We start from the raw sequence: 5,400 nt of genomic DNA on the forward strand, positions 1-5,400 counted from the left end.
CCGTCGTCGAGTTCGAACGGCACGGCTTCCGTCGGGTCGCGCTCGACGACGTGGCCCGGCGCGCCCGGGTCAGCCGCACCACGATCTACCGCCGGTTCGCCAACCGTGACGAGCTCGTCGCAGCCGTCATCGACCGGGAGAACGCGGTACTTTTCGCCGACATCGCCGAAGAGCTGAAAAACCGCCCGCCGCAATCTAATTACTATGTGGAGGCGTTCACGCTGTCGATCATGCGGTTTCGGCAGCACCGGGTGCTCACCCGCGTAATCGCCGACGAACCGGGGCTGATGCTCGAGCTGGCCCGCCAGCACTACGGCGCCGCGGTGGAGCGGATGGCCGCCGCGCTGCAGGTAATCTTCCCCGACAGATTCGCCGAGCGGATCGGCGCTCAAGCTGTCGACGAACTGGCCGACACCATCTTGCGGTACGCGGCGATGGTGCTGTTGGTGCCAAGTCTCCAACGGCTCGAGACCGCCGACGACGTCCGCGCATTCGCCACCCAGCATTTCCTGCCCAGCCTGCCCGCGGCGCTGCGCGCGGTGCCGGTCTGAGTGCCCACCTCGGCGTTGCCGGTCGCGCGCCAGATCGCCGAGTGCTAGCGTCCCGTCATGCTGCCCGCGCCAGATCCGTCTAACCGACGACCACTAGGCGCTTCAAAGTCGCAACTCCACCAAGGGCTTTCGCAGCGGCAGCTGACGATGATCGCTATCGGCGGTGTCATCGGCGCCGGATTTTTCGTCGGATCCGGCGTCGTCATCCGAACCGCCGGCCCCGCCGCCTTTCTGACCTATGCGCTGTGCGGAGTGCTGATCATCCTGTTGATGCGAATGCTCGGCGAGATGGCCACGGCCAACCCGTCGACCGGATCGTTCGCTGACTACGCTCGAAAAGCGCTGGGGGGATGGGCCGGATTTTCGGTGGGCTGGCTGTATTGGTATTACTGGGTGATCGTCGTGGGTTTCGAGGCGGTTGCCGGCGCGAGAGTCATGACCTACTGGGTCCACGTTCCGCTGTGGCTGGTGTCGCTGGTCCTGATGCTGGCGATGACGACGACGAACTTATTCTCGGTGTCGTCGTTCGGAGAATTCGAATTCTGGTTCGCCGGAATCAAAGTCGCGACCATCGTCGGCTTCCTGGCTCTCGGCACGTTGTTCGTGGTTGGGCTGTGGCCTCACCGCACCGCGGACGCTTCCAACCTGACCTCTCACGGCGGGATGTTTCCACATGGCGCCCACGGTGTTGTCGCGGCCGTCGTGGTGGTGATCTTCTCGATGGTCGGCGCCGAAGTCGCCACTATCGCCGCCGGCGAGACACCCAACCCCCAGCGCGCAATCCAACGGGCAACAAACGCGGTCGCCGCTCGCATCGCGATCTTCTTTGTCGGCTCGGTTTTGTTGCTCGTGGTGATCCTGCCCTGGAACTCGGTCGAGATCGGCGCATCGCCGTATGTGGCGGCGCTCAAGCACATGGGCATCCCCGGCGCGGATCACACGATGAACGCGATCGTGCTCACCGCGGTGCTGTCCTGCTTGAACTCAGGGCTCTACACCTCGTCGCGGATGCTATTTGTGCTGGCCGTCCGGCAAGAGGCGCCGGCCCAACTGTTGAGGGTCAGCCGCCGCGGCGTGCCGTACGTCGCGATCGTGTGCTCGTCGCTGGTGGGCTTCGGCTGCGTCCTGATGGCGTGGATCGCGCCAGGAACGGTGTTCATCTTCCTGCTCAATTCGTCCGGCGCCATTGTGCTGTTCGTGTACTTGCTGATTGCGTTGTCGCAGATCGTGTTACGCCTGAGCACACCGCCGGAGAAATTGCGGGTCAAGATGTGGTTGTTCCCCGCGCTGTCGATTCTCACCCTGGTGGCGATCGTCGCGGTACTGGTGCAAATGGCGTTCGATCACGATGCGCGTGAACAGTTTTGGCTGAGCCTGCTCTCCTGGGCCGTCGTGGTTGTGGTGTATTTCGCCGGCAACTGGTGGCGGCGACGGGCCGGGTCGCCGATGGATCGCACAGAACCCGCATTGGCGCAGGACGCCGACTAGGCCGCTAGTTCGTGAAGCAGTAGGAATCGCTGGACGCGTCACCGCCCTGCAGCCGGACTTGGTGTACCCGCAGCCCGCGGAACTCGTCGCCGTGAGGAAAGAAGCCGGTATCGGGCGCTAGGCCGCCGGTCGAGACGTCGGCGTCGAATTTGGCCAGCCACGCACCGACGCCGTCGGGGTAGAACACCTCGTCCCACGCCCCGTACAGGGAGTTGGTGAAATACACGCGCCGGCCGTCGCGGCTGACCTCCACCATCTGCGGCCCACCGCTTAGCGGCATGTCCGGGGCCGACGGGTGCGGCTGACGACGCACGATTCCGCCCAGCCGCACCGACGCCGTCTCGCGCGGGTGGAATGGATCGCTGACCTCGTATTGCTTGAGTTCCCCTGTCGCCCAACATGATACGTAGAGCCAGCGATCGTCCACCGAAAGGTCGATGTCGGAGACCAGCGGCGGTACCGCACCAAACGGCTGCAAAGCAGGCGACAGGCTGCTGGGGTCGGCTGGTTCGGCCGGGATGGTGATGACTTTGTCGACCGCCCACCGATCGCCAGCCTTGTGCCACAGCCATACCGAGGCCGACAAATCCTCGACGCTGATCACCACGCCGACGAAGCCCCACGCTTTGCTCGGGTCGTGCGCGGGCCGCAGTTCGAGCACCATTTGGTGCTGATCGCCCAGGTCGATGCGCTGGGTGAGCTTGCGCTCGGACATGCTCCAGAAGTTCAGGTGATGACCGAACTTGCGGCCGAGCAGGTCATCGGGATTCAGCCCGCTCTCGAGCATCGACGGGGTCGCCCACTCGGATGTCACCACGGTGTCGTGGCGCAGATGCCACCACACGTCATAGGAAAAGAATTGCGGCCCGCGGTCGGCCTCCCACGGCCCGATCACCTCGAACGTGTCGTGGTCTATCAGCGCGACGCCGCCGGGCCCGTCACTGCCGTTCGCGCCGCCGAGCGCCGACATGAAAATGCCGTCAGGTCCGCAATGAACTGTGTGCGGACGCGAGTATCCGGCCTTGGCCGCAAGCTCATCCGCCTCGATGGTGTGGATCAGCTTCGGGTGCATCGGGTCGGGCTTGGTGTCGAGCACAAAGGTGTTCGAGGAGCGGATGCCGGGCACGACGAGGTAGCGCCGCTCCAGCTCATGGTGGCCGGCATGGCCCTCATGACACAGCGCACTCGAGCATGCGTTCCACCCAAAGTGGTGCAGTTCATTGCCCGCCGAAGGAAGTTCAGCCCAGCCGACCACACTGCCGTAGGTCGATGAATCAGCGTCGCAGTCCACCACGGCAAGCGCGTCGTTTCTCGTGCCGGCTGGGTCGAACGCAGCAACATAAGCCAGCCGCTCGGGCGCGGCCGCGACGGCGGCGCCCGGGCTGCGGTAAAACGTCGGATCTGTTACAGCCATGAGCCGATGATCCTCTGACCGACGCCGTGCAGCAGTGCTTTTGCCGGTTTGGGACCTTTGCCGCTAATCCGTTTTGGTGAGCAGCACGGCTTCTTCGAACGGCAACCGCCCGAAGATCCGCCGCACGCGCGGACTGACGTACTGAGCAGCCTCGTCGCGGGTGACCTTTTGCGGGTTGGTGACGCCGAAGGTCTTGCAGTTGCGCCGTATCCGGCCGCCGCCCGCGGCGTTGAGGTTCTTCAGCCAGTCGCGGTCCGGGCCGTAGGTCAGCAAGATCGCGACGCCCGGCTGCCCGTTGACCTCTGCGCTGAACACATTCAGCGGGGTGCGGTAGGGCTTGCCGGAACGGCGTCCGACGTGTTCGAGAATTCCGAAGCCCGGAAGCCAGCCTGCCCACAGCCGTTGGACAGGGTTGGTGACGTGCCGGTTGAACCGGGCGAGCCGTTGCGGTAGTTGCATGCCGCCATCAAACTCTTATCCCATGGCGTACCTCAAGCCGCCGTGGTTCACCGTGAAGATCTTCAACCGGATCGCCATGGCCACCGGCATCAGCAACAGCGAAACCCTGACGGTCACCAAACGCGGCAGCGGAGAGCCGCAGAACATCCCCGTCGTCACAGTCGAGGTCGGCGGCACCAGATACCTGGTATCCACCCGCGGCGAGTCGCAATGGGTCAAAAACGTCCGGGCCAACCCCAACATCACGGTGAGCAATAAGTCTGGAACCACGAAGTACATCGCCGCCGAAACACCTGTCTCGGACCGGCAGCCGATCCTGGCGGCTTACCAGAAAAAAGCCGGCAAGGCGGTCGAGGGCTACTTCCGCAAGCTGCCCGACCCTGCGGACCATCCGGTGTTCGCGCTGACGAGGCCGTGAGCGGCGCGTGCGCTGAGACAGAGGTGACTGGTGTGACGACCGGCCGGCAAGGTTCGGCGTAACTGGTCAACCGACTATTACACCCCGTAGTGGACCGCGTCCCGGCAGCTGGGACACTAGTCGTCGTGGGTAGTACTGACCGGGTGGCCGGCGAAACGGCGATTTCCGCCATGCTGTTCGACGGCGCGTGCGCGGTCATTCCCGGCGGAGTGAACTCCCCGGTGCGGGCGTTCACGGCGGTGGGCGGCACCCCCCGGTTCATCACCGAGGCGAGCGGCTGCTGGCTCACCGACGCCGACGGCAACCGGTATGTCGACCTGGTCTGCTCGTGGGGCCCGATGATCTTGGGCCACGCGCACCCGGCGGTGGTCGACGCCGTGCAGAAAGCCGCCGCCGGCGGGTTGTCGTTCGGGGCGCCGACGCCCGCGGAAACCGAGCTGGCCACCGAGATCATCAGCCGGGTCCCGGCGGTCGAGCGCGTCCGCATGGTCAACTCCGGCACCGAAGCCACGATGAGCGCGGTCCGGCTGGCCCGCGGCTTCACCGGCCGCGCCAAGATCGTCAAGTTCGCCGGCTGCTATCACGGGCACGTCGACGCGCTGCTCGCCGACGCCGGCTCCGGGGTGGCGACGCTCGGCCTCCCGTCCACGCCCGGAGTCACCGGCGCCTCCGCAGCAGACACGATCGTGCTGCCCTACAACGACTTCGACGCCGTACAGCAGACGTTCGCCCGGTTCGGCGAGGAGATCGCCGCGGTGATCACTGAGGCCAGCCCGGGCAACATGGGTGTGGTGCCGCCAAAGCCGGGGTTTAACGCCGGGCTGCGGGAAATCACCGCCGAAAACGGGGCGCTGCTGATCGTCGACGAGGTGATGACCGGTTTCCGGGTGAGCCGAAGTGGTTGGTACGGAATCGATCCGGTGGCCGCCGACCTGTTCACGTTCGGCAAGGTGATGAGCGGCGGGCTGCCGGCTGCGGCGTTCGGCGGGCGCGCCGAGGTGATGGAGCGGCTGGCGACGCTGGGGCCGGTGTATCAGGCCGGCACGCTGTCCGGTAACCCCGTGGCCACG

At 65.5% G+C, this 5,400-nt stretch carries 6 protein-coding genes; 4 read left to right on the forward strand and 2 right to left on the reverse strand.

The features are described 5' to 3' along the window. A partial coding sequence (locus tag VFA16_RS22790; RefSeq protein ID WP_324970017.1) for a helix-turn-helix domain-containing protein occupies positions 1-551 on the forward strand: 551 nt, incomplete at its 5' end. 57 nt (positions 552-608) lie between these two features. Further along, positions 609-2,039 carry an amino acid permease gene (locus tag VFA16_RS22795; RefSeq protein WP_324970018.1) on the forward strand — a complete coding sequence of 477 codons (1,431 nt, stop codon included), beginning with the start codon at positions 609-611 and terminating at the stop codon, positions 2,037-2,039. A 4-nt stretch (positions 2,040-2,043) separates the two neighbouring features. Here VFA16_RS22795 and VFA16_RS22800 read toward each other — a convergent pair whose 3' ends face one another. Next, a complete protein-coding gene (locus VFA16_RS22800; protein ID WP_324970019.1) occupies positions 2,044-3,453 on the reverse strand; it encodes a selenium-binding protein SBP56-related protein in 1,410 nt (469 codons plus the stop codon). Positions 3,454-3,516: 63 nt separating this feature from the next. After that, positions 3,517-3,912: a nitroreductase family deazaflavin-dependent oxidoreductase gene (locus VFA16_RS22805; protein ID WP_324970020.1), complete on the reverse strand. Its 396-nt coding sequence runs from the start codon at positions 3,910-3,912 to the stop codon at positions 3,517-3,519. Between the two features lie 22 nt (positions 3,913-3,934). Between VFA16_RS22805 and VFA16_RS22810 the strand changes: the two genes are divergently transcribed. Then, positions 3,935-4,330 carry a nitroreductase/quinone reductase family protein gene (locus VFA16_RS22810; protein WP_324970021.1) on the forward strand — a complete coding sequence of 132 codons (396 nt, stop codon included), beginning with the start codon at positions 3,935-3,937 and terminating at the stop codon, positions 4,328-4,330. Between the two features lie 170 nt (positions 4,331-4,500). Continuing rightward, a partial coding sequence (locus tag VFA16_RS22815) for a glutamate-1-semialdehyde 2,1-aminomutase (RefSeq protein ID WP_324970022.1) occupies positions 4,501-5,400 on the forward strand: 900 nt, incomplete at its 3' end.

This window comes from Mycobacterium sp., assembly GCF_035653355.1.
Classification (GTDB): domain Bacteria; phylum Actinomycetota; class Actinomycetes; order Mycobacteriales; family Mycobacteriaceae; genus Mycobacterium.